Genomic DNA, 21,917 nt, shown 5'->3' with positions numbered 1-21,917 from the left:
TCTGGCTAGACCGACGATAGGAACAAGCCTGCGCCTCTGGGTGAGCCCTTCAAGTGCTCAAAACCATATCCCGGAGGAAATCCAATGGCAATGCCGGTTTCTGTCAAAAAGCCGATCGTAGGCGTGGATGTCGCCAAGAACGAACTGGTGATCTATCACGCCGAACTTGACCTGCTCGAAGAGATCCCCAACAACAAAACAGCCATCAAGCATTGGTTGAAGGTCCTGTCGGGGACTGTTGCTGTAGCCATTGAGTCGACCAATATCTATCACCTGGAGTTTGCCGATCTGGCCTATGAGGCCGGCTGCGTGATTTATATGGTGGGTGGCTATGAACTCAGCCATTACCGCAAAGGGGTGAATATCCGCGCCAAAACCGATGCGCTGGATGCCAGACTGCTCGCTCGCTATCTGAAGAACGAAGGTGATGATCTTCACCCTTGGACCCCGCCATCACCGCTGTACCGCCAGCTCTTGAGCCTTTTTCGTCGTCGCGCAGCCTTGGTTCAGGCGCGGGTCGGGCTGGTGCAAAGCTGGGCGAATGAGCCGCTGCTGAAATCTGCTTTCGCCGAGCAAGTGAAGTCCATGCAAAAGCTTGAAACGCTGGTCGAAAAGACGATTAACGATCGTCTCAAAGAAGCTGGTTTGCTCGGTCAGTTGAAGCGTTGCCTGAAAGTTGAAGGCATTGGATTTCTGACCGGAGCCCGTTTGCTCACGACGTTTCAGCGGGGCGAGTTCAGAAGCGCGGATGCGTTTATCGCCTTTCTGGGGATGGATTTACGAGTGTCGAAGTCAGGACAAAAAGACGGTCGCCGGAGTTTGACTAAGCGAGGTGACCCGGAAGCCCGCCGGCTTTTGCACAACGCGGCGATGTCGGCCAGCCGAACGTCAGCCTGGAAAGGCTTTTACGAAGAGCAAAGAGCTCGAGGCTTCAGCACCACTCAGGCACTGGTGATACTGGCTCGCAAGCTTGCTCGGATCGTATTCGCCCTACTGAAGGGGCAGAGCGAATACCAACCAAAAGCCAGTTGAGGGCTTCCCCTCAACCATAGAATCTCCCACAGGTTTCATGTTGTACGCAAAACCTGTGGGAGCGGGCTTGCCCGCGATAGGGCCCTAACTCCCACCGCAAATCCTGAGCAACAAAAAACCCGCTGAAATTTCTTTCAGCGGGTTTTTCATTTCAGCAGCCAGGAATCAGAAATCCTCCAGCCGCCACACTTCATAAGCCGGCGTCTCGTAGGGATGGCTCTGCTTCAGAGCCGCCACCACCGCGCGAATCAACTCATCCGCCACCACCAGCTCGACCTTCCATTCCTCGACCTGCTCGACCTGCCCTGCCTCGCCAATGAACGGCTGACTACCGTCCAGTGGGCGAAACTGACCCAGGCCCAGCACCTGCCATGCGCAGTGGTCGTAAGCACCGATTCGCCCGCCACCGGCGGCGAATACGGCGCTCTTCACGACGTCGACATGACTGTCGGGAACAAAAAAGCCGAGCTTGTACACAGCGCTTAGTTCACCCACACACGAGCGTTACGGAACATGCGCATCAACGGTGCATCTTCCTTCCACTCATCCGAACGCCACGAGTTCTGCACGGCACGGAACACACGCTCCGGGTGCGGCATCATGATCGTTACGCGACCGTCGCGGCTGGTCAAACCGGTGATCCCGCGCGGCGAGCCGTTCGGGTTGGCCGGGTAGTTTTCGGTGACCTTGCCGTGGTTGTCGACGAAACGCATCGCCACGCAACCGGACAGATCGGCCTCCAGCAGTGCCTCTTCGCTGGCGAACTCGGCATGACCTTCGCCGTGGGCGATGGCGATCGGCATACGCGAACCGGCCATGCCTTGCAGGAAGATCGAGTTCGACTCCTGGATCTGCACCATCGCGACACGGGCTTCGAACTGCTCGGAACGGTTACGCACGAAGTGCGGCCAGAACTCGCTGCCCGGAATCAGCTCGTGCAGGTTGGACATCATCTGGCAACCGTTGCACACGCCGAGGGTGAAGCTGTCGTTACGCTCGAAGAAACCCTGGAACGCATCGCGGGCACGGCTGTTGAACAGTGCCGACTTGGCCCAGCCTTCACCGGCACCCAGTACGTCGCCGTAGGAGAAACCGCCACAAGCGACCAGGCCCTTGAACTCGTTCAGGTCGACACGGCCGGCCAGAATGTCGCTCATGTGCACGTCGATCGCGTTGAAACCGGCGCGGTCGAACGCGGCCGCCATTTCCACCTGACCGTTGACGCCCTGCTCACGCAGCACGGCAACCTGTGGGCGGATGCCTTTCTTGATGTAAGGCGCGGCGACGTCCTGGTTGACGTCGTAGCTGAGCTTGACGCTCAGGCCCGGGTTGTCTTCTTCCAGCAGTACGTCGAATTCCTGATCGGCGCAGTCGGCGTTGTCACGCAGGCGCTGGATCTGGTAGCTGGTTTCGGCCCACTGGCGTTGCAGCAGACGACGCTGGCCTTCGAACACGGTGTCACCGTTGAAGGTGATGCTGATCTCGCCATTGTTGATTGGCTGACCGATCACCGACACGCAATCACCCAGGCCGGCAGCGCTGAACTGCGCGAGGATGTCCGGGGTGGCGTCCTGGCGAACCTGGATCACCGCACCCAGTTCTTCGTTGAACAGGATGGCGGCGATGTCGGCGGAGGTTTCCGCCAGACCGTCGAGGTTCAGGCTCAGGCCGCAGTGACCGGCGAAGGCCATTTCCACGGCGCTGGTCAGCAGGCCGCCGTCGGAACGGTCGTGGTAAGCCAGCAGGTGGCCGTCGGCGTTCAAGCCCTGGATCACCGCGAAGAAGGCCTTCAGGTCTTCGGCGTCATCAACGTCCGGAGCCTGCTTGCCGAGCTTGCCGTGAACCTGTGCGAGGATCGAGGCGCCCATGCGGTTCTGGCCGCGACCGAGGTCGATCAGGATCAGGTCGGTAGTGCCCTTGTCCATGCGCAGTTGCGGGGTCAGGGTCTGACGGATGTCCGTCACTGGCGCGAAACCGGTCACGATCAGGGACATCGGCGAAGTCACGGACTTGTCCACGCCTTCATCGTTCCAGCGCGTGGCCATGGACATCGAGTCCTTGCCCACCGGAATGGTGATGCCCAGCTCAGGGCACAGGTCCATGCCGACCGCTTTCACGGTGTCGTACAGACGCGCGTCTTCACCCGGGTGACCGGCCGCCGACATCCAGTTCGCCGACAGTTTGATGTCGGAGATCTTGCCGATGCGCGAAGCCGCGATGTTGGTCAGGGTTTCGCCGATGGCCATGCGGCCCGACGCCGGAGCGTCCAGCAGCGCCAGCGGAGTACGCTCGCCCATCGCCATCGCTTCACCGGTGTAGACGTCGAAGCTGGTGGCGGTGACGGCAACGTCGGCCACCGGCACCTGCCACGGGCCGACCATCTGGTCACGGGCCACGAGGCCGGTGATGGTACGGTCGCCGATGGTGATCAGGAAGCTCTTGCTGGCCACGGCCGGGTGATGCAGAACGCGCTCGACGCACTCGGCGATGTTCAGGGTCGACGGATCGAAGTCGTCGCCCAGTTCGGCTTCGCGCACCACCGAACGGTGCATGCGCGGCGCCTTGCCCAGCAACACTTCCAGTGGCATGTCCACCGGGCTGTTGCCGAAGTGGCTGTCGGTGACGGTCAGCTGTGGTTCGGCAGTGGCTTCGCCGACCACGGCAAACGGGCAACGCTCGCGTTCGCAGATCGCCTTGAAGCGCTCGAAGTCAGCCGGGCCGACCGCCAGGACGTAACGCTCCTGGGATTCGTTGGACCAGATTTCGTGCGGGGCCATGCCCGGCTCGTCGTTTGGAATGTTGCGCAGTTCAAAACGGCCACCACGGTCGCCGTCGTTGACCAGTTCCGGGAAGGCGTTGGACAGGCCGCCCGCACCCACGTCGTGGATGAAGCTGATCGGGTTCTTGTCACCCAGTTGCCAGCAACGGTCGATGACTTCCTGGCAGCGACGCTCCATCTCAGGGTTTTCGCGCTGTACCGAAGCGAAGTCCAGGTCTGCCGAGCTGGTACCGGTGGCCATGGAGGAAGCCGCGCCGCCACCCAGGCCGATGAGCATCGCCGGGCCGCCGAGCACGATCAGCTTGGAGCCGACCAGGATCTCGGCTTTCTGGACGTGTTCTTCACGGATGTTGCCCATGCCGCCAGCCAGCATGATCGGCTTGTGGTAACCGCGAACTTCGTCACCGTGCGGGGTGGTGATCGACTGCTCGAAGGTACGGAAGTAGCCGGTCAGGGCCGGACGACCGAATTCGTTGTTGAACGCAGCGCCGCCCAGCGGGCCTTCGATCATGATGTCCAGCGCGGTAACGATGCGCTCGGGTTTGCCGTACGGCACTTCCCACGGCTGTTCGAAGCCCGGGATCTGCAGGTTCGACACGGTGAAACCGGTCAGGCCAGCCTTTGGCTTGGCGCCACGGCCGGTCGCGCCTTCGTCGCGGATTTCGCCACCGGAACCGGTGGAGGCGCCGGGGAACGGAGCAATCGCGGTCGGGTGGTTGTGGGTCTCGACCTTCATCAGGATGTGCACCGGTTCCTGCACCGCGCCGTACTGGCGGGTTTCAGGGTCCGGGAAGAAGCGACCGGCCACGGAACCGACGATCACCGAAGCGTTGTCCTTGTAAGCCGACAGGACGCCTTCGCTGTGCATCTGGTAGGTGTTCTTGATCATGCCGAACAGGCTTTTTTCCTGGCTCTGGCCGTCGATGTCCCAACTGGCGTTGAAGATCTTGTGACGGCAGTGCTCGGAGTTCGCCTGGGCGAACATCATCAGTTCGATGTCGTGCGGGTTGCGCTTCAAGCCGACGAAGGCGTTGACCAGGTAATCGATCTCGTCTTCGGCCAGGGCCAGGCCCAGCTCGGTGTTGGCTTTTTCCAGCGCGGCGCGGCCGCCACCCAACACGTCGATGGCGGTCAGGGGTTTCGGTTCGGCGTGGCTGAACAGGCCGGCGGCCTGTTCGAGGTTGCCCAGGACGATCTGGGTCATGCGGTCGTGCAGCACATCGGCAACCAGCTGGGCTTCAGCGTCGCTGAACTGGCCGGTCACGTAGAACGCGATACCGCGTTCCAGGCGCTGGATCTTGGTCAGGCCGCAGTTGCGAGCGATGTCGCTGGCCTTGCTCGACCACGGCGAGATGGTGCCGAAACGCGGCAGTACCAGAAACAGACGACCGGTCGGTTCTTGTACCGGAACGCTTGGACCGTACTTCAGAAGGCGCGCAAGCACCTGCTGTTCGTCGCCGGTCAGGACGCCGGTAACTTCGGCGAAGTGAGCGAATTCAGCATACAGGCCACTGACAGCCGGAACCTTCTGGCTCAGTTGCTCAAGGAGCTTGCTGTGGCGAAAGGCAGAAAGGGCAGGAGCGCCGCGCAGGATCAACATCTTCGGGACAGCCTCGGGAAGGGGTGTGCTTTGAGGCCGTGCATTCTAGCCTAAACAGCCCGCGACATCACCCGAAACGCTACGCACGGTTGCACTCGGGTGCCACTCTGTGTTTCTGCCTCGAAAGTCAGGTTAATCGGCGATTGGATGAACGCTTATTTTTACTGTAACAAAATGCAGGAAATGCCCATTCCTGCGGGGTTTCGCCTGGTTTTGTGATCGCTAGCAGACAAGCCCCTCGCTGTCGAGATATGGCGCCCGTGGTCCTTTGCGTATACTGCGCAGATGTTTTCCCCAACGGCTTTGCGTCCGCGGTACGCCAAATGGCTGATCGCAACCGGACTCTTCCTGATGCTCGGTGGCTGTGTTGATGAACCCAACACGCTCGAGCGCATAAAGGAGGATGGTGTGCTGCGGGTGGTCACCCGAAACAGCCCCGCCACCTACTTCCAGGATCGCAACGGTGAAACCGGCTTCGAATACGAGCTGGTGAAGCGCTTCGCCGACGATCTGGGGGTCGAGCTCAAGATCGAGACCGCCGACAACCTCGATGACCTGTTCAACCAGGTCGGCAAGCCCAACGGTCCGGTGCTGGCGGCTGCCGGCCTGGTCAGCAGCGAAGAACGCAAGAAGCAGGTGCGCTTCTCGCACTCCTACCTGGAAGTCACCCCGCAGGTCATCTACCGCAACGGCCAGTCACGGCCGACCGACGCGAAGGATCTGGTGGGCAAGAAGATCATGGTGCTCAAGGGCAGCACCCACGCCGAACAACTGGCGCAGCTGAAACAGAAATTTCCCGGCATCGAATACGAAGAGTCTGACGCGGTCGAGGTCGTCGATCTCCTGCGCATGGTCGACGAAGGCCAGATCGACCTGACTCTGGTCGACTCCAACGAAGTGGCAATGAACCAGGTGTACTTCACCAACATCCGGGTCGCCTTCGACCTCGGTGACGCCAGCAACCAGAGCTGGGCCGTTGCGCCGGGCGAAGACAACAGCCTGCTCAACGAAATCAACGAGTACCTCGACAAGGTCAAGAAAAACGGCACCCTGCAACGTCTCAAGGACCGCTACTACGGGCACGTCGACGTCCTCGGCTACATGGGCGCCACCACCTTTGCCCAGCACTTGCAGCAACGCCTGCCCAAGTACGAACAGCACTTCAAGGCCTACGCCAAGAAAGAGAAAGTCGACTGGCGCCTGCTCGCGGCGGTCGGTTACCAGGAATCGCTGTGGCAACCGGCCGTCACCTCCAAGACCGGTGTGCGCGGCCTGATGATGCTGACCCAGAACACCGCGCAGGCCATGGGCGTGTCCAACCGCCTCGATCCCAAGCAGAGCATCATGGGCGGCGCCAAGTACCTGGCCTACATGAAGGAACAACTGGACGATTCGATCCAGGAACCGGACCGCACCTGGTTTGCCCTGGCGGCCTATAACGTCGGCAGCGGGCACCTGGATGACGCACGCAAACTGGCGGCCAAGGAAGGGTTGAACCCGGACAAATGGCTGGATGTGAAGAAGATCCTGCCGCGCCTGTCGGAAAAGAAGTGGTACAGCAAGACCCGTTACGGCTACGCCCGTGGCGGCGAACCGGTGCACTTCGTGGCGAACATCCGTCGCTACTACGACATCCTGACCTGGGTCACGCAGCCGCAGCTTGAAGGCGATCAGGTCGCCGAGGGCAAGCTGGTGGTTCCGGGTATCGACAAGAGCAAGCCGGCGCAGGAGCCTGCGCCGCTCTGACTGCCACCCAAAATCATTGTGGGAGCGAGCTTGCTCGCGATAGCGGCCTGACAGTCACCACCTATGCTGACTGAAAGGACCTCATCGCGAGCAAGCTCGCTCCCACAGGGTTTTGTGTCGTTCTTCAGGCCTTGGCGGCCGCCGCCAGAATCAGCGCCTTCATCTCCGAAACCGCCGACTTGAAGCCAACGAACAGCGCATGGGCCACCAGCGCATGGCCGATGTTCAGCTCGTTGATGCCCTTGATCGCCGCCACGGCTTCAACGTTGTGATAGTGCAGGCCATGGCCGGCATTGACGATCAGGCCCTGGGCCAAACCAAACGCCACGCCATCGGCCACGCGCTTGAGTTCTTCGGCGACGTCGGTCGGCGTCTCGGCATCGGCATAACGCCCTGTGTGCAGCTCGATGGCCGGTGCGCCAACGCGACGGGAAGCTTCGATCTGACGCTCATCGGCATCGATGAACAGCGACACTTCGCAGCCGATCTTCGACAGGCGCTCGACCGCCGCCTTGATCCGCGCTTCCTGCCCCGCCACGTCCAGGCCGCCTTCAGTGGTCAGCTCCTGACGGGTTTCCGGCACCAGGCAAATATGCGCCGGGCGGATGCGTTCGGCGAACTGCATCATTTCTTCGGTGACGCCCATTTCGAAGTTCATGCGGGTTTGCAGCACGTCCTTGAGTATCAGAACGTCGCGCTCCTGAATGTGCCGACGGTCCTCGCGCAGGTGCACGGTGATGCCGTCAGCGCCCGCCTCTTCCGCGTCCAGTGCTGCCTTGACCGGGTCCGGGTAACGGGTGCCCCGGGCCTGACGCAATGTGGCAACGTGGTCGATGTTCACGCCAAGAAGAATACGGGTGCTGGTGGTCACGGAAAACGCTCCAGAAGAAGAGAAAGTTCGGTGCACAGCATACGGGGTGATCAGGGCTTGCGAAACAGCTCGCGACTGACAAGTGGACGGCCACCCAAGTGAACGGCCAGCGCCTGACGCATCAAGCGCTTGGCGGCAGACAGAGCGCCGGGGGCGGACCAGTCGGCGTCAGCCATGGCCAACAGTTCGGCACCGTTGAACAGGCCCGGTTGCAGCAGATAGACACGTTCAAGCCCCGCATCCACTTGCAAACGGTAGAGTCCGTCCGGAGCGATGGGTTGATCATGAATATCAGCCGTCAGGGAAAAACCGTAGCCGAGGTCATCGAGCAAGCGCCACTCGAAGGAGCGCAACAAGGGCTCCAGCGGCCGACCTTCAGCCAGCGCCAGCAAAGTCGCGGCGTAGTGATCGAACACCGAGGGGAGCGGATCTTCAGCGGGCAACAGGCGAATCAGCAGTTCATTGAGGTAAAGGCCACTGAACAACGCCTCGCCATTGAGCCAGGTGGAAACCCCGGCACTTTCCATGCGCCCGACATTCTTCAACTCGCCCTTGCCGCGAAACTCCACTTCCAGCGGCACGAATGGCCGCGCCAACGTCCCGGCCTTGCCCCGCGCGCTGCGCAACACCGCCCGCAGCCGGCCTTGCGGCGTAAGGAAGTCCACCAATGCACTGGTTTCGCGGTAGGCGCGGGAGTGCAGGACGTAGGCGGGTTGGGGGATGGGTTGGGACATGGGAATCGCCGATCTCAATGGAACGCAGGTTTACAGACAACCAGAAACCAATGTGGGAGCGGGCTTGCCCGCGATGGCGGCTTCACATTCAACCTCTCTATTGAATGTTACATCCTCATCGCGGGCAAGCCCGCTCCCACAGGGTTCTACGGTGCAACGCCAATCGGGTTTACAAGTCGCCATAACCCAACGAACGCAACGCACGCTCGTCATCGGACCAGCCGCCCTTAACCTTGACCCACAGGTTGAGCATGATCTTGGAGTCGAACAGCAGCTCCATGTCCTTGCGCGCCTCGGTGCCGATGCGCTTGATGCGCTCGCCCTTGTCGCCAATGATGATCTTCTTCTGGCCGTCGCGCTCGACGAGGATCAAGGCATGGATGTGCAGGGTCTTGCCCTGCTGCTTGAACTCTTCGATCTCGACGGTGATCTGGTACGGCAGCTCGGCGCCCATCTGGCGCATGATTTTCTCGCGAACCAGTTCAGCGGCGAGGAAGCGGCTGCTGCGGTCGGTGATCTGGTCTTCCGGGAAGAAGTGATCGTTTTCCGGCAGGTGCTCGGCGATCACGCGCTCCAGTGCATCGAGGTTGTGCCCGTGCTGTGCGGAAATCGGGATGATCTGCGCATTCGGCAGCTGCTCCTGCAACCAGCTCAGGTGCGGCATCAGCTCGGCCTTGTCTTCGATGCGGTCGGTCTTGTTCAGCGCCACGATCAGCGGGCCGGTTACGTACTGGACGCGCTCGAGAACCATCTGGTCTTCGTCGGTCCACTTGGTGCGGTCGACCACGAAGATCACCACGTCGACGTCTTTCAACGCCGCCGAAGCGGTCTTGTTCATGTAGCGGTTCAGGGCCTTCTCGCCACCCTTGTGCATGCCGGGGGTGTCGACGTAGATCGCCTGCACATCGCCCTCGGTCTTGATGCCGAGCATGTTGTGGCGGGTGGTTTGCGGTTTGCGCGAGGTGATCGCCAGCTTCTGACCCAGGATGTGGTTCAGCAGCGTGGACTTGCCCACGTTCGGACGGCCGACGATGGCAACATAGCCACAGCGAGTTGCGTTTGTATCAGTCATTGCCATTCTCCACACCCAGGGCAATCAGTGCTGCGGCGGCCGCTACCTGTTCGGCAATACGACGGCTCACACCCTGACCTCGGCTTTTTTCGTTCAGTAAGATGATTTCGCATTCGACGAAGAACGTCCGGCAATGCGGCTCACCCTGGATATCCACCACTTCGTAACGCGGCAGCTCGCAACCACGGGACTGCAGGAATTCCTGCAGGCGGGTCTTCGGATCCTTGTTGGTGTCGACCAGCGTCAGGCCTTCGAACTCGCCGGCCAGCCAGGCCAGCACACGCTCGCGGGCCATTTCCATACCGGCATCGAGGTAGATCGCACCGATCAGCGCTTCGAGGGCATCGGCCAGGATCGACTCGCGACGGAAACCGCCGCTTTTCAGCTCACCGGAACCCAGGCGCAGGTATTCGCCCAGATCGAAACCACGGGCCAGTACGGCCAGGGTCTCACCTTTCACCAGGCGCGCGCGCAAACGCGACAACTGGCCTTCGCGGGCCAGCGGGAAGCGCTCGAACAGCGCCTCGCCGGCGACGAAGTTGAGGATGGCGTCACCGAGGAATTCCAGGCGTTCGTTGTTACGCCCGGCAAAACTGCGGTGAGTCAGGGCCAGGACCATCAGTTCCTGATCCTTGAAGGTGTAGCCGAGCTGACGCTCTAGACGGCTTAAGGAGACGCTCACGGTTTACCCACGCTGAGTTCGTGGTTCGATTGCACTGCCATCGCCATGAGGCGGCGCAGGCTTGGGACAATTAACGCTGTGTTCAAAAATAACGTCCTGAATATCATTGGCTTCATGCTTTTTCCGTCACCTTCTTCAGGTTCCAGAAATGCATTCGGCGCTGTGTTCAACAGCGCCGTGTTTGATTACTTGATCAGGCCAACCCGCGAGAAATTCGGCAGGTGACTGAGTTTTGGTTCCGGCCAGCTCATCCAGACCGCGAAGGCCTTGCCGACGATATTCTTGTCGGGAACCATGCCCAGCAGATCCTTGGGAATGTTCGGATCATCCCAGTAGCGACTGTCGTTCGAATTGTCGCGGTTGTCGCCCATCATGAAGTAGTGCCCGGCCGGCACGGTCCACGAATGGTCCGGCATGGCGCGGTAGCGGCTCATTTCCTTGCGGATCATGTGCTCGGCCGCACCGAGTTTTTCCTTGTAGAGCTCGGCGCTGCCCAGCGTACCCGGCTCGGAGCCGACCAGTTGCTCGGCAATCGACTGACCGTTGACGAACAGGCGCTTGTCGGCGGTGTAGCGAACCGTGTCGCCCGGCAGGCCGACCACACGCTTGATGTAGTTGACGTTCGGATCGCTCGGGTAGCGGAACACCATGACATCGCCGCGCTGCGGATCACCGACTTCGATGACTTTATTGTCGATCACCGGCAGGCGGATCCCGTAGGAAAACTTGCTCACCAGGATGAAGTCGCCGACATCCAGGGTTGGCTTCATCGAACCGGAAGGAATCTGGAACGGTTCCACCAGGAACGAACGCAGCACCAGCACGATGAACAACACCGGAAAGAACGACTTGCCGTATTCGACCAGCAGCGGTTCTTTGTTCAGCTTCTCGACCACGACCATGTCAGGCTGGCTGACGCTGCCCTGATAGGAGGTGATGGCGGCACGCCGGCGCGGAGCGAGGATCAACAGATCGAGCAACGCCAACAGGCCGCAGACAAACACGGCGATGACCAGCAACAGCGGGAAATTTAGTGACATAGGACCTAACTATCCAACCTGAGCACTGCAAGGAAGGCTTCCTGTGGAATTTCCACGTTGCCGACCTGCTTCATGCGTTTCTTACCGGCCTTTTGCTTTTCCAGCAGCTTTTTCTTACGGCTGACGTCACCACCGTAGCATTTGGCCAATACGTTCTTTCTGAGCGCCTTGACGGTTGTCCGCGCCACAATCTGCCCGCCAATGGCGGCCTGGATTGCCACGTCGAACATCTGCCGCGGAATCAGTTCCTTCATCTTCTCGGTCAGCTGGCGACCTTTGTAGTGCGAATTGTCACGGTGCACGATCAGCGCCAGGGCGTCGACCTTGTCGCCGTTGATCAGCACGTCCAGTTTCACCAGGCTGGCCGATTGGTAACGATCGAAATGGTAGTCCAGAGAAGCATAGCCGCGACTGGTGGATTTCAGACGGTCGAAGAAGTCCAGCACCACCTCGTTCATCGGCAAGTCGTAGGTCACTTGTACCTGGGAGCCGAGGAACAGCATGTCGACCTGTACACCGCGTTTTTCGATGCACAGGGTAATGACGTTGCCCAGGTGCTCCTGCGGCACAAGAATGTTGGCGCGCACGATCGGCTCGCGCATGTCCTCGATGGCAGACAGGTCCGGCAGCTTGGACGGGTTATCGACGTAGATCGTCTCGCCGGACTTTAGCAGCAACTCGAAGATTACCGTCGGCGCCGTGGTGATCAGGTCCAGGTTGTACTCGCGCTCCAGGCGCTCCTGGATGATTTCCATGTGCAGCATGCCGAGGAAGCCGCAACGGAAGCCGAAGCCCAGTGCGTCGGAGCTTTCCGGCGTGTATTGCAGCGACGAATCGTTGAGGGTGAGCTTTTGCAGCGCCTCGCGGAAGTCTTCGAAATCGTCGGAGCTGACCGGGAACAGGCCGGCGTATACCTGCGGCTGGATGCGCTTGAAGCCTGGCAGCACGTCGACGTCCGGCGTCGAGCTCAAGGTCAGGGTGTCGCCCACTGGCGCGCCGTGAATGTCCTTGATGCTGGCGATGATGAAGCCCACTTCACCGGCCTTCAGGTCGGCGGTCGGGGTGTGTTTCGGGTTGAATACACCGACGCTGTCCACCAGGTGGATCTTGCCGGTGGATTTGACCAGGATCTTGTCGCCCTTCTTCACGCGGCCATGGCGCACGCGAACCAGGGAGACAACGCCCAGGTAGTTGTCGAACCAGGAGTCGATGATCAACGCTTGCAGCGGATCTTCATAGTTGCCGGTCGGCGCGGGAATGGTGGCGACCAGGCGCTCGAGCACCTGGTCGACGCCCAGACCGGTCTTGGCCGAGCACTCGACCGCGTCGGTGGCATCGATGCCGATGATTTTTTCGATTTCTTCTTTGACGCGGTCCGGATCAGCCTGTGGCAGGTCGATCTTGTTCAGCACCGGCATCACTTCCAGGCCCTGCTCGATCGCCGTGTAGCAGTTGGCAACCGACTGCGCTTCAACGCCTTGACCGGCGTCGACCACCAGCAGCGCGCCTTCACAGGCAGCCAGCGAACGGCTCACCTCATAGGTGAAGTCAACGTGGCCGGGGGTGTCAATGAAGTTCAACTGGTAGTTGATGCCGTCTTTGGCCTTGTAATACAGAGTAACGCTGTGCGCCTTGATGGTGATCCCGCGCTCGCGCTCGAGGTCCATGGAATCCAGAACCTGGGCTTCCATTTCGCGCTCGGCCAGGCCGCCACACATCTGGATGAAGCGATCGGCCAGCGTCGACTTGCCATGGTCAATGTGGGCGATGATGGAGAAATTGCGGATATGACTCAAATCACTCACGGATCAACACTCAAAAAGGCTGCAGGCATAGCCCGCCGAAAAATAGCCGGGAATTGTACCTGATCCACGGTGCAAGCGTCACGTTCGCAGGTCAGACGGCACCTACAAAAACGCCCCGGTCTTGCGACAGGGGCGTTTTTTATCCTCAAAGCGGCCGGAAAATGCCCGTCATCAGCCTGCTCGACGCAACAGCCAGAGCCCGGCCACGGCACAAACGCCTGCCGGCACCAACACCGAAAGCAACGGCGGGAAGCCGAACACCTGGCTCGAAGGGCCCAGCAGATCCTGCACGATGCGGAAGGTGAAGCCCACCAGCACGCCGGTGAACACACGCTGCCCCAGGGTCACCGAACGCAGCGGACCGAAGATGAAGGAAATCGCCATCAACACCAGGGCGGCAGTCACCAGCGGTTGCAACAACTTGACCCAAAATGCCAGCCAATAGCGGCTGTTGCTCAACCCCTGGTCCGCCAGGTAGTGGATATAGCCCCACAGACCACTGATCGACAGCGACTCCGGCACCATGACCACAGTGCTGAGCAACTGCGGACTCAATGCCACGCCCCAACGCTCGGTCGGGGTCGAAACCACTTCCGTGCTGCGCTCGTGGAACAGCGTGGTGGTGACGTCCGTCAACTGCCAGTGATCGGTGTCGAACTCGGCACGCTTGGCGAAGCTTGCCGAGAGCATGTGCCGTTCGTTGTCGAAACGGTAACGGGTCACGCCGTACAGGATGCCGTTGGGTTGCACCGAGTTGACGTGAATGAACTCGTCGCCCTGGCGGTGCCACAAACCGTGCCTGGCGCTTTGTGCATCGCCGCTGCCCTGGGCCAGCGAGCGATTGGCCTGCGCGGCGGTTTCAGCGGGTGGAGCGACGTACTCGCCGATCAGCAAGCCGGCCAGCATCAATACCAGCATCGGCTTCATGACCGCCCAGACGATGCGGCCGATCGACACACCGGCAGCGCGCATGATCGTCAATTCACTGTTGCTGGCCAGACTGCCCAGGCCGATCAGGCAACCGATCAGCGCGGCCATCGGCAGCATCTCGTACATCCGGCGCGGCGCCGTCAGCGTCACATAACTGAGGACATCGACCAGGGTGTAGGTATCGCTGACTTCCCCCATCTCGTCGATGAAGGCAAACAGTGTCGCCAGGCCGAGAATGATCCCCAGCACCGCCAGAATCGCCATGAACACGCTGCTACCGATGTAGCGATCGAGCTTAACCACGGGCCACCTCCAGCGCGCTGCGGCGACTCGCCATCTTCAAGCGCAAGGGTTCCCAGTAGAGCAAGCCCAGGCCAATGGCCAGGAAAATCCCGTGCACCCACCACAAGCCCAGCGCTGCGGGGATCTTGCCTTTATCGAGGGCGCCGCGGGCGGCAATCAGAATGCTCAGGTAAGCCATATAAAGAAGAATCGCCGGCAGTAATTTGAGGAATCGGCCCTGACGCGGGTTGACCCGCGACAGCGGCACCGCCATCAGGGTCACGATGAATACCAGCAGAGGCAGCGATATGCGCCATTGCAATTCGGCGCGCGCGCGAACGTCTTCACTGCCGAACAACGAACGGGTCGGCATCGCGTCACGGTCGGTGACTTCGTCGCTGACCTCGGGTTTAGGCAGCAACACGCCGTACTCGTCGTACTTGATCGCCCGGTAGTCGGCCTGGCCCGGACTGCCGTCATAGCGATAGCCGTTATCCAGGATCAGGTAGCGGTTGCCGTCCGGACGAATTTCCTGACGCCCCTTTTCCGCCACCAGGACGGAAATTCCGCGATCCTTGTTGTTGGAGCTGATGTTCTTTTGCGAGATGAACACGCCGCCCAGATTGACCCGGTCATCCGACATGCGCTCGGTGTAGGTGACCCGGGTGCCGTCACGCAGGGACTGGAAGCGGCCGGGCTCGAGGGTATCGAATTCGGTCAGGGCATCCTGCTTGTTCAACAGCAGTTGAAACTGATTGGCCCCCTGTGGCGCCAGGCTCAGGCTCAACCACGCCACCACGAGTGCAACCAGGGTGGCCGGGAACAGCGTCATGCAAAACAACCGCTGCTGGCTCATGCCGGTGGCCGAAAGCACGGTCATTTCGCTTTCGAGATACAGGCGCCCGTAGGACAACAGGATCCCGAGAAACAGCCCCAGCGGCAGGATCAGCTGGAGGAAGCCCGGCAGGCGAAAGCCCATGATCAGGAACAGCGAGCCCGGATCCAGCAGGCCCGACGCCGCCTGGGCGAGGTATTTGATGAAGCGACCGCTCATGATGATGACCAGCAGCACGGCGCTGACGGCGCTCAGGGTCAACAGGACTTCGCGGGACAGATAACGGAAGACGATCAAACCAGACACTCCAGGGTTGTCAGGCTAAGGCGGCCAAACAAGCAAACGTATCAGACAGCCCGCAAGGCAGAGCCGCCGAAAAAGATGGCGCATTATCCTGTGATTGGGTGCGCCTGTCACTGCGCAATGCATCCCCCCTTGTAGGAGCGAGCCTGCTCGCGATGGTCGTCAACGATAACGCGGGGAGCCTGACACCCTGCGTCACTCTTGGGTTCTTCGCGAGCAGTCGAGCGTCGACCGGCTGCTCCCACAATCGTACAACCGAGGGTTGTCAGCCGCCGGTAGCGAGGTTCAAACTGCGGCCTTTGTCGCCGGTCGATCCTGGCGCCTTTCTTTCTATAGGCAATCGACGCACATAAGGTGTCGGGCGCATGCGTGATAACCATCAATTCAGGGACCCGGACATGGAACTGGTTGTAAAAAGCGTCAACCCGGAAACGTTGAAGACCGCCACTCTCGTGGTCTCCGTCGGCGAAGGCCGCAAGCTCGGCGCCGTCGCCAGGCAACTCGACGAACTGAGCGGCGGCGCGATCAGCGCCGTGCTCAAGCGCGGCGACCTGGCCGGCAAGGTCGGCCAGAGCCTGTTGCTGCACAGCCTGCCGAACCTCAAGGCCGAGCGCGTGTTGCTGGTGGGCGTTGGCAAGGACGACGAACTGGGTGACCGCCCGTTCCGTAAAATCATCGCCGGCATCCTCAATACCCTCAAGGGCCTGGGCGGCAGCGATGCGGTGCTGGCCCTGGATGAAGTGGTCGTCAAAGGCCGCGACAGCTATGGCAAGACCCGCCTGCTGGCCGAAACCCTGGTGGACGGCGAGTACAGCTTCGATCAGTTCAAGAGCCAGAAAGCCGAACCGCGCGCCCTGAAGAAGATCACCCTGCTGACCATCAAGGCCGCTCAGGCTGAAGTGCAGCGCGCCGTGACCCACGCCACCGCGATCGCCAACGGCATGGCCTTCACCCGTAACCTGGGCAACCTGCCGCCGAACATCTGCCACCCGACTTTCCTCGGTGAACAGGCCAAAGACCTGGGCAAAGAGTTCAAGGATCTGAAAGTCGAAGTCCTCGACGAGAAGAAGATCAAGGCACTGGGCATGGGTTCGTTCTACGCCGTCGGCCAGGGCAGCGCCCAGCCACCGCGCCTGATCGTCATGCAATACAACGGCGGCAAGAAATCCGAGAAGCCATACGCGCTGGTCGGCAAAGGCATCACCTTCGACACCGGCGGCATCAGCCTCAAGCCGGGTGCCGGCATGGATGAAATGAAGTACGACATGGGCGGCGCCGCCAGCGTGTTCGGCACCCTGCGTGCCGTGCTGGAACTGAAGCTGCCGATCAACCTGGTGTGCATCCTGGCCTGCGCCGAGAACATGCCGAGCGGCAACGCTTCGCGTCCAGGCGACATCGTCACCACCATGAGCGGCCAGACCGTAGAGATCCTCAACACCGACGCCGAAGGCCGCCTGGTGCTGTGCGATGCCCTGACCTACTCCGAGCGTTTCAAGCCGCAAGCGGTCATCGACATCGCGACCCTGACCGGCGCCTGCGTAGTCGCCCTGGGCTCCCACACTTCGGGCCTGCTGGGCAACAACGACGAACTGATCGGCCAACTGTTGAGCGCCGGCAAGGCCGCCGACGACCGCGCCTGGCAACTGCCGCTGTTCGATGAATATCAGGAACAGCTGGACAGCCCGTTCGCCGACATCGCCAACATTGGCGGGCCGAAAGCCGGCACCATCACCGCTGCCTGCTTCCTGTCGCGCTTCACCAAGAACCTCAACTGGGCGCACCTGGACATCGCCGGCACCGCCTGGACCAGCGGCGGCAAGGACAAGGGCGCCACTGGCCGTCCGGTTCCCCTGCTGACCCAGTACCTGCTGGACCGCGCCAAGGCCTGAAACCGATGATTCCTGGCGGCGCGGCTTTCAGGCCGCGCCGCCAAGGGTCAAGGAACCGTAATGACCAAAGTCGACTTCTACATTCTGCCCAGCGCCGATCCCTCGGCACGCCTGGATTTCGCCTGCAAGCTCACCGAAAAAGCCTGGCGCATGGGGCACCGCGTCTACCTGCATTGCAGCGACGCGGCCCAACGTGACGATCTCGATGCGCGACTGTGGGCATTCAAGGGCGAAAGCTTCGTGCCCCACGGCCCTGCCGACAGCGAACCGGACGGTCTGATTGTCCTGGGGGTGGGCGATGACTGCGGTCAGCATCAGGACCTGCTGGTCAATCTCGACTTGAAGGTCCCGGCCTTCGCCAACAAGTTCGCCCGGGTGGCGGAAGTGGTGGTGGAAGACCCGACGATTCGCCAGGCCGCGCGGGAGAGTTTCCGTTTCTACCGCGAACAGGGCTATCCTCTGCAAGATCACCGTTTACAGCGACTCTGAGCCTGCCAATGGACACTCCAAAACCGCTGCAACAGTCCGCGCACCTGCTGGACGACCTTGAGTCGATCCGCCAATTGCTCGGCGATGACAACCTGCAACCGCCCCTGCTGACCGACACGGTCGAGGACGGCGACCAGGAACAGATTCCCATGCTGTTCGACGCCGTGAGCGAGCCCATCCCGCCCGCCGCGCCAGCAACCCCTGCCCCCTTCGCTGAACCTGCCCCCGCTGCGGCGCCGGCGCCAGTGGCGAGCAAGAACCCGGATGACCTGTTGCACCTGGACAGCGAACTGCGCGCCGCCGCGCAGTTGATCATGCAAGACGTGATCGACGATTTCGCCCCGCACATCGAGACCGAAATCAAACGCCGCCTCAGTGCACGCCTTGAGCGGTTGTTGAGCCAGTACAACGACTGAACCCCAGCCTGTACACGAACCATTTTTTGTAGGAGCCCGGCTTGCCGGCGATGACGCCCTCAAGGACGCTATCGCCGGCAAGCCGGGCTCCTACAGAGAGCGGAACCCGTTTCTTCAGGTACTCAAGTAACGCCCGATCAACGCAATTCCGCTCACCAGCACCAGCCACGTCACCAGCCGCACGAACGCTTCGCGGGACAAGCGCATGGTCAACCTGCGTCCCGCCCACAACCCCAGCGCCATGGCCGGCAGCAGACAAACCGCCAGCACCAGCAGCGGCAAATCGGCATACACCCCGGCGATTGCAAACAGGCTAAGACGCACTATCGTACTGCAGCTGATCAACGCACTTTGGGTCGCGCGAGCCGCCTCTTTAGGCAAACGGCTGTTCAGATAGATCGCATAAAGAAAGCCGCCGCTGCCAAACAACGCGCCAAACATTCCACCCACAGTCCCCATGGGCAATGCCCAAGCGGCGGACAACTGCGCCGGACGCGCTTTTATCCACAGGCTGTAGATCGCATAGGCGCTGATAAACAACCCCATCAACAGCAGTAACAGATCGGACTTGAGGTTCAGCAGGAAAATCACCCCCAGCGTGCATCCCACCGCCATGCAGGGCAGTAACCGCAACAACTCCGGCCTGGCGACATCGCGCCGCGAAGGCAGCAGATTGCCGAATGCCGCGACAAAATCGAGCAGCACCAGCAACGGCACGATCTTCGACAACGGCATGAACAGAATCAGAATCGGCCCCGCCACCAGCGCGGTGCCGAAACCGGCGATGCCGAACACGATGTAGGCCAGGGCGATGCCCGCGCCGATGACCAGCCAGTCCAGCGGGCCGAAAGGCCATTGGTTGAATAACTCAATCACATCCATTTCCCTATCTTCCATAAACATGCGCCACGACTTTACCCCTGTGGGAGCGAGCTTGCTCGCGATGGCGATCTGTCTGGTGAATCAATGCTGAATTTGCGGCCCCCATCGCGAGCAAGCTCGCTCCCACAGGGGTCTCCTCAATGGATTTGTGAGCAGTCATGGAGATTGCCGGGCAAATGCCTTTAAACTGCGCCCCATGATTAAAGATCCCTTTGCAAGACTCGGCCTGGACCGCGAAGTCCTGACCGTCAGCCAGCTCAACGGCCGCGCGCGGGTGTTGCTCGAAGACGTGTTCAGCAACATCTGGGTCGAAGGCGAAATCTCCAACCTCGCCCGCCCGGCGTCGGGCCATGTGTACTTCACCCTCAAGGACAGCGGCGCCCAGGTGCGTTGCGCACTGTTCCGCCAGAACGCGGCACGGGTTCGCCAGGCACTGAAGGACGGTCTCGCGGTCAAGGTGCGCGGCAAGGTCTCGCTGTTCGAAGGGCGCGGTGATTACCAACTGATCCTCGACACCGTGGAGCCGGCCGGCGATGGTGCACTGCGCCTGGCCTTCGATGCACTCAAGGAAAAGCTCAGCGCCGAAGGCCTGTTCAGTGCCGAGCGCAAGGTGCCGCTGCCGGCGCATCCGCAGCGCATCGGCATCATCAGCTCGCCTACCGGGGCGGTGATCCGCGACATCATCAGCGTGTTCCGTCGCCGTGCACCGCAAATACAACTGACGTTGATCCCTACGGCCGTGCAGGGCCGCGAAGCCACCGCGCAGATTGTCCGCGCCCTGAAACTGGCGGATGCCCGCGGTTTCGACGCACTGATCCTGGCCCGGGGCGGCGGCTCACTGGAAGACCTCTGGTGCTTCAACGAAGAAGCCGTGGCCCGTGCCGTGGACGCTTGCGTGACGCCGATTGTCAGCGCCGTCGGCCACGAAACCGACGTGTCGATCAGTGACTTCGTGGCCGACGTTCGTGCCCCCACCCCTTCCGCTGCCGCTGAATTACTGGCACCGGACTCCAGCGATCTGGTGCGCCGGGTCGAAAGCCTGCACCGCCGGCTGGTGATGCGCATGCGTGACCGCCTGATGCGCGACCGCCTGCGCCTGGAAGGCATTTCCCGACGCCTGCGTCACCCCGGCGAGCGCCTGCGCCAGCAAGCGCAACGCCTGGATGACCTGGACATGCGCATGCGCCGCGCGTTCGAGCGCAGCCTCAACACCCGTCGCGAACGCTTGATCCGCCTGGAAACCCGTTTGGCCGGACAACATCCGGGCCGGCAACTGGCAATGCTGCGCCAGCGCCTCGACAGCCTGGCCGAACGCCTGCCACGCGCCATCCGCGAAGGGCTGAAGAACCGCCGCCTGCAATTGCACAGCCAGATGCAGACCCTGCATGTGGTCAGCCCGCTGGCGACCCTCGGCCGTGGCTACAGCATTTTGCTGGACGAGCGCGGCAACGCGATCCGCAACGCCGCGCAAACCCATACCGGCCAGCGCCTGAAAGCCAAACTCGGCGAAGGCGAACTGCAAGTGCGGGTCGAAGACAATCACCTGACGCCTGTCACCCTTTCTTTACTGGATTGATCCATGCCGCGTTTTCTCGCTCCGCTGCTGTTGCTGTGCCTGACCCTCAACGCCCACGCCGACAGCTACATCACCCGCCTGTTGAACAAACCGGTGCCGGGCGGCGTTGCGGTGTTGGACCTGGGTGCATCCGCCCAGGCGCCAAAGGCCACCTATCAAGGCAAACCCGTGCTGGTCGTGAAGGAACAGAACAACTGGCTGGCCATCGTCGGTGTGCCGCTGACGGTCAAGCCGGGGACCCAATCGATCAACAGCGGCGGCCGTCATCTGAATTTTACGGTTGGCAACAAGAAATACCCGGAACAGCGCATCACCCTGAAGAACACCCAACAGGTCAATCCGGACCCGGAAAACCTCAAGCGAATCGAGCGTGAACTGGCCGAGCAGATTGCCGCTTACCGCACGTTCAGCCCCAACACCCCGAGCAATCTGCTGCTGGACAAACCGGTGAACGGGCCGCTGTCGAGCAAGTTCGGCGTGCGGCGCTTTTTCAACGGTGAAGAGCGCAATCCCCACTCAGGCCTGGACTTCGCTGTGCCCGGCGGCACGCCAATCAAGACCCCGGCCGCCGGCAAGGTGATCCTGATCGGCAACTACTTCTTCAATGGCAACACGGTGTTCGTCGACCACGGGCAGGGCTTCATCAGCATGTTCTGTCACATGTCGAAAATCGACGTGACAGTCGGCCAGCAACTGGCCCGTGGCGGGGTGGTCGGTAAAGTCGGTGCAACCGGCCGCGCGACCGGACCGCACATGCACTGGAATGTCAGCCTGAATGATGCACGGGTCGATCCGGCTATCTTCATTGGTGCGTTTCAACCCTGAATTTTCGCTGAGGCTTCTGGCCCCTTCGCGGGCAAGCCCGCTCCCACAGGGATCGCGCTGTACCTGTGGGAGCTGCTTTCTTCAATTGCGCGCCGCTCGAACCTCGCGCAAACAACATGATCATCGCAA

General features: G+C 61.2%; 18 protein-coding genes. 7 read left to right on the top strand and 11 right to left on the bottom strand.

Annotation, left to right across the window (positions count from 1 at the left end; translation table 11 throughout):
- Nucleotides 1-84 precede the first annotated feature (84 nt).
- A complete protein-coding gene (locus tag AB4O16_RS21850) occupies nt 85-1,032 on the top strand; it encodes an IS110 family RNA-guided transposase (protein WP_460155370.1) in 948 nt (315 codons plus the stop codon).
- Between the two features lie 165 nt (nt 1,033-1,197).
- On the opposite strand, the gene AB4O16_RS21845 is transcribed toward AB4O16_RS21850, so the two are convergent.
- Nucleotides 1,198-1,509 carry an NGG1p interacting factor NIF3 gene (locus tag AB4O16_RS21845; RefSeq protein WP_460158083.1) on the bottom strand — a complete coding sequence of 104 codons (312 nt, stop codon included), beginning with the start codon at nt 1,507-1,509 and terminating at the stop codon, nt 1,198-1,200.
- A gap of 5 nt (nt 1,510-1,514) precedes the next feature.
- Entirely contained in the window at nt 1,515-5,411 is a 3,897-nt protein-coding gene (gene purL / locus AB4O16_RS21840) for a phosphoribosylformylglycinamidine synthase (RefSeq protein ID WP_460155781.1), read from the bottom strand.
- A gap of 285 nt (nt 5,412-5,696) precedes the next feature.
- Here purL and mltF point away from each other — a divergent pair, with 285 nt between their 5' ends.
- Nucleotides 5,697-7,157, top strand: a complete 1,461-nt coding sequence (gene mltF / locus AB4O16_RS21835) for a membrane-bound lytic murein transglycosylase MltF (protein WP_460155780.1) — start codon at nt 5,697-5,699, stop codon at nt 7,155-7,157.
- 124 nt (nt 7,158-7,281) lie between these two features.
- Here mltF and pdxJ read toward each other — a convergent pair whose 3' ends face one another.
- The 8 genes from pdxJ to lptF all read right to left on the bottom strand — a co-directional run bounded on the left by pdxJ (nt 7,282) and on the right by lptF (nt 15,705).
- Nucleotides 7,282-8,028, bottom strand: coding sequence for a pyridoxine 5'-phosphate synthase (gene pdxJ / locus AB4O16_RS21830; RefSeq protein ID WP_460155779.1), 747 nt, complete (start codon nt 8,026-8,028; stop codon nt 7,282-7,284).
- Nucleotides 8,029-8,078: 50 nt separating this feature from the next.
- Nucleotides 8,079-8,762 carry a DNA repair protein RecO gene (gene recO, locus AB4O16_RS21825; RefSeq protein WP_160390231.1) on the bottom strand — a complete coding sequence of 228 codons (684 nt, stop codon included), beginning with the start codon at nt 8,760-8,762 and terminating at the stop codon, nt 8,079-8,081.
- 169 nt (nt 8,763-8,931) lie between these two features.
- A complete protein-coding gene (gene era / locus AB4O16_RS21820) occupies nt 8,932-9,834 on the bottom strand; it encodes a GTPase Era (protein WP_093214366.1) in 903 nt (300 codons plus the stop codon).
- Entirely contained in the window at nt 9,827-10,516 is a 690-nt protein-coding gene (gene rnc / locus AB4O16_RS21815; protein WP_008053221.1) for a ribonuclease III, read from the bottom strand. The genes era and rnc overlap by 8 nt, the downstream gene beginning before the upstream one ends.
- A gap of 185 nt (nt 10,517-10,701) precedes the next feature.
- Entirely contained in the window at nt 10,702-11,556 is an 855-nt protein-coding gene (lepB, locus tag AB4O16_RS21810) for a signal peptidase I (protein ID WP_460155778.1), read from the bottom strand.
- 5 nt (nt 11,557-11,561) lie between these two features.
- Entirely contained in the window at nt 11,562-13,361 is a 1,800-nt protein-coding gene (gene lepA, locus AB4O16_RS21805) for a translation elongation factor 4 (RefSeq protein WP_160390234.1), read from the bottom strand.
- A 171-nt stretch (nt 13,362-13,532) separates the two neighbouring features.
- On the bottom strand, nt 13,533-14,594 hold the full coding sequence (gene lptG / locus AB4O16_RS21800) for an LPS export ABC transporter permease LptG (RefSeq protein WP_460155777.1): 1,062 nt from the start codon (nt 14,592-14,594) through the stop codon (nt 13,533-13,535).
- The gene (lptF, locus tag AB4O16_RS21795) at nt 14,587-15,705 is read right to left on the bottom strand and encodes an LPS export ABC transporter permease LptF (RefSeq protein ID WP_160390236.1); all 1,119 of its coding nucleotides are present in this window, start codon (nt 15,703-15,705) and stop codon (nt 14,587-14,589) included. Before lptF ends, lptG begins: the two co-directional genes overlap by 8 nt.
- A 404-nt stretch (nt 15,706-16,109) precedes the next feature.
- On the opposite strand from lptF, the gene AB4O16_RS21790 reads away from it, so the two are divergent.
- From AB4O16_RS21790 to AB4O16_RS21780, 3 genes are read left to right on the top strand one after another with little or no spacing between them, the layout of a single operon-like run.
- Complete coding sequence (locus AB4O16_RS21790) at nt 16,110-17,600, top strand: leucyl aminopeptidase (protein ID WP_160390255.1); 1,491 nt, start codon at nt 16,110-16,112, stop codon at nt 17,598-17,600.
- 60 nt (nt 17,601-17,660) lie between these two features.
- Nucleotides 17,661-18,089 carry a DNA polymerase III subunit chi gene (locus AB4O16_RS21785; protein WP_160390237.1) on the top strand — a complete coding sequence of 143 codons (429 nt, stop codon included), beginning with the start codon at nt 17,661-17,663 and terminating at the stop codon, nt 18,087-18,089.
- An 8-nt stretch (nt 18,090-18,097) separates the two neighbouring features.
- Complete coding sequence (locus tag AB4O16_RS21780; protein WP_460155776.1) at nt 18,098-18,505, top strand: DNA polymerase III subunit chi; 408 nt, start codon at nt 18,098-18,100, stop codon at nt 18,503-18,505.
- 114 nt (nt 18,506-18,619) lie between these two features.
- On the opposite strand, the gene AB4O16_RS21775 is transcribed toward AB4O16_RS21780, so the two are convergent.
- Nucleotides 18,620-19,387 carry a sulfite exporter TauE/SafE family protein gene (locus AB4O16_RS21775; RefSeq protein WP_460155775.1) on the bottom strand — a complete coding sequence of 256 codons (768 nt, stop codon included), beginning with the start codon at nt 19,385-19,387 and terminating at the stop codon, nt 18,620-18,622.
- 196 nt (nt 19,388-19,583) lie between these two features.
- On the opposite strand from AB4O16_RS21775, the gene xseA reads away from it, so the two are divergent.
- Nucleotides 19,584-20,963, top strand: a complete 1,380-nt coding sequence (gene xseA / locus AB4O16_RS21770) for an exodeoxyribonuclease VII large subunit (protein WP_160390240.1) — start codon at nt 19,584-19,586, stop codon at nt 20,961-20,963.
- 3 nt (nt 20,964-20,966) lie between these two features.
- Complete coding sequence (locus AB4O16_RS21765; RefSeq protein WP_460155774.1) at nt 20,967-21,788, top strand: peptidoglycan DD-metalloendopeptidase family protein; 822 nt, start codon at nt 20,967-20,969, stop codon at nt 21,786-21,788.
- The last annotated feature ends 129 nt before the right edge of the window (nt 21,789-21,917 follow it).

Source organism: Pseudomonas sp. S2_H10 (assembly GCF_054668285.1).
The sequence above is the reverse complement of the archived record's forward strand: the minus strand, read 5'-3'. Positions and strand labels throughout refer to the sequence as shown.